Origin of the sequence: Streptomyces sp. NPDC007162 (genome assembly GCF_040634175.1) — a bacterium.
Taxonomy (GTDB): Bacteria; Actinomycetota; Actinomycetes; order Streptomycetales; family Streptomycetaceae; genus Streptomyces.
The window spans coordinates 1-2,398 of the sequence record NZ_JBEYFC010000866.1 but is presented as its reverse complement, the minus strand read 5'-3'; the positions used below and the strand labels follow the sequence as shown (position 1 = coordinate 2,398).

The 2,398-nt window shown below is 69.8% G+C and carries 3 protein-coding genes and 1 pseudogene; all 4 read right to left on the bottom strand.

What is annotated here, in order from left to right; all coding sequences use genetic code 11:
* Nucleotides 1-59: 59 nt before the first annotated feature.
* The 4 genes and pseudogenes from ABZ646_RS45115 to ABZ646_RS45100 all read right to left on the bottom strand — a co-directional run bounded on the left by ABZ646_RS45115 (nt 60) and on the right by ABZ646_RS45100 (nt 2,210).
* A complete protein-coding gene (locus ABZ646_RS45115; protein WP_360533171.1) occupies nt 60-419 on the bottom strand; it encodes a hypothetical protein in 360 nt (119 codons plus the stop codon).
* Between the two features lie 239 nt (nt 420-658).
* Nucleotides 659-928 carry a hypothetical protein gene (locus tag ABZ646_RS45110; protein WP_360533168.1) on the bottom strand — a complete coding sequence of 90 codons (270 nt, stop codon included), beginning with the start codon at nt 926-928 and terminating at the stop codon, nt 659-661.
* A gap of 15 nt (nt 929-943) precedes the next feature.
* Nucleotides 944-988 (bottom strand): annotated as a pseudogene (locus tag ABZ646_RS45105) (hypothetical protein); the annotation flags it as partial.
* 295 nt (nt 989-1,283) lie between these two features.
* Nucleotides 1,284-2,210: a helix-turn-helix domain-containing protein gene (locus tag ABZ646_RS45100; RefSeq protein WP_360533165.1), complete on the bottom strand. Its 927-nt coding sequence runs from the start codon at nt 2,208-2,210 to the stop codon at nt 1,284-1,286.
* Nucleotides 2,211-2,398: the final 188 nt, after the last annotated feature.

Here is a 2,398-nt window from a genome sequence, read left to right as displayed (position 1 = left end):
GGAGCGTCCGGCGCCGTGGCGCCGGACGCAGCGGTGAGTGCCGCGGCCTGGAGCGGACCTCAGTGATCGCTTCCTTCCTGTGAGGCCGTCCCCTGCCCGGCCGCCGTGGCCTGCCCTTCGAGTTCCCGCCTGGCGGCAAGTGCCCTCGCCAGCACCTTGTCCCGGTAGGGATTCGCCGCACCAAGGGCCGATGCCACCGCCACCGCCTCGTCCAGGAGCGCCAGCCGCCGCTCGGGCAGTTCCCGCACCAGCGGCGACATGCCGGCCTCGACCAGAACGTACGCCAGCTTCGACCCGTACACCTCCGGCTCGACCTGCGTCAGCAGGCGGTAGATGCGCAACCCCTCGGTGCCGCGCACCACTCGCCGGTTGGCACTGAGCAGCTGGACCCTCGCCCGTACGACCATGTCCTGATCCACCGATCCCCCTCCGTTCCCCCCACCCCCACCTGCACCCGTCCCACGACGAGACAGCACGACGAACGCGTCGGCACCCGGGAACGGATGCCGACACGGACGTCGGAGAGCGGATGACGACGAGTCTGCGGGCAGGCCACCACCCCGGACAAGCCTGGACGGACGTGTGCTCAGTCCTACCGCGCACCACGTCCGAACAGGCATGATGGACCTGACACTCACGCAACCGGGATGACCGTCGGTCAGCGGTCCCGGGCCAGGGCGTACAGCTCGCCCGGCGGCCTTCCCTCCATCGCCACGAGATCGTCGAAGGAACCCTGTTCCCGGACCGCGCCTCGGTCGAGGGCGATGACCCGATCGGCCACGCGTACGTTGTCCAACCGGTGTGTGACCACCACAGTGATCCGGCCCGGGGCCATGGCCCGCAGTTCCCGGAAGATCCGGTGCTCGCCGCGGGCGTCCATCTCGCTGGTCGGCTCGTCCAGGACGAGCACGGCCGGCTGCCGGCACATCGCCCGCGCGCACGCCGAGCGCTGCCACTGGCCGCCGGACAGTTCGTGGCCGCCCCACAGCGACCGGGCGAGCAGCGTCTCCGACTGGTCGGGCAGCTCGCGCAGTGCCTCGGCCCTGCCGACCCGCTCCGCCGCGTCCCGGATCCGCTCGTCGCCGTGCTCCCGGGGCCCAGTGTGATGTTCTCCCGGGCGGCGAGCGGCCAGTGCCCGTTCTTCTGCGGGACCAGGCCCACGTGCCGCCGCACCGTCTCTGCGTCGGCACCGGCCAGATCGGTGTCGTCCATCCGGATGAGCGTGGACTTCCCGGCGCCGTTCTCCCCGACGAGGGCTTACCCCGAAGCGCTTACGCGGAGTGTCAGCCGCTGTGCCGGCGGCGTAAGTCGCTCACGGTCGCGCCGAATTCGCGTTTCAGAGCTCTGCCCAGGTGTTTCACGTCGTGCACTCCCCACTTGGCCGCGATCGCGGCCGTGGAGGTGCCGGAGCAGGCCGGGGCCACGAGGTCGAGACGGATCCGCAGCAGGCGTTCATGCCGGACCCAGGCGGCGAACGTCAGGTCGCTGCCTTTGAAGAGGGAGTGGAGGTGACGGACGGAGATGCGGTGCAGGCGCGCGACGCGCTCCGCGCTGAGATGGGGATCGCTCAGGTGGGCCAGCACGTAGGCCCGGATGCGGTCGGCGAGGCAACTGGTGACAGAGCTCCGCTCGGGACTCGTGTCCGCGAACGCTGCGAGCAGGAGCGCGGTGAGAGCGTCGGCCAGATGCGCACGAGCCGCATCGTCCTGGACGACGCCGGCCTCGGCTGTGGACAGTGCGTGACCGAGGAGCCCACCGATCCCGTCCTGCACCGCGACGGGGCGTGCGGTGTGCTTGCTGATGGAGTCCACGTGCCTGCCGAGACTTGCACGCGGTATGCACAGCACGGTCATGTCAATCGGGCCCGCACCGACGAGCCGGTAGGGCCTGGTGTTGTCGCAGGCGAACAACTGGCCCGGCTTGACGGTCGCGACCCGGTCGTCCTGGACCGCGGTGAGCGGACCGTGGTGCTGGAGGTTGAAGTGCATCCACTCCACATCGCTCGAGGTGATGCTCCGATCGTCCCGAGTCACCGTCGCGGCAGTGGCGTTGATGTGAGCAATGACCACGGGCCCCATGACCGCGTGGTTGACCACCGCTTCGAAACCCGGAGGGCCCGCGTCGCCGACCCGAAGTGGTGCGAACAAGGCTGAGGCGACCGTCTCGAACGCCTCCGTACCTCGTACGCGGAATCCTCCACAGTCTGTCATGACGATCTGCCTCCTTGGCTGTCCAGCTTGAACGGGCGCTGCGTCATGGGGTGCGCTGTGCACGAACTGGGGGGCCTCGGTGCACGTATTGGTGCCTGTGCCGCCTGCTCCGTGGGGTTGGGTGCAGCGTCGCGCTCTCGCCCCTCTCCGTCCCCGTGGAAGCCGTAGGCGTACGCACCGACTGCCTT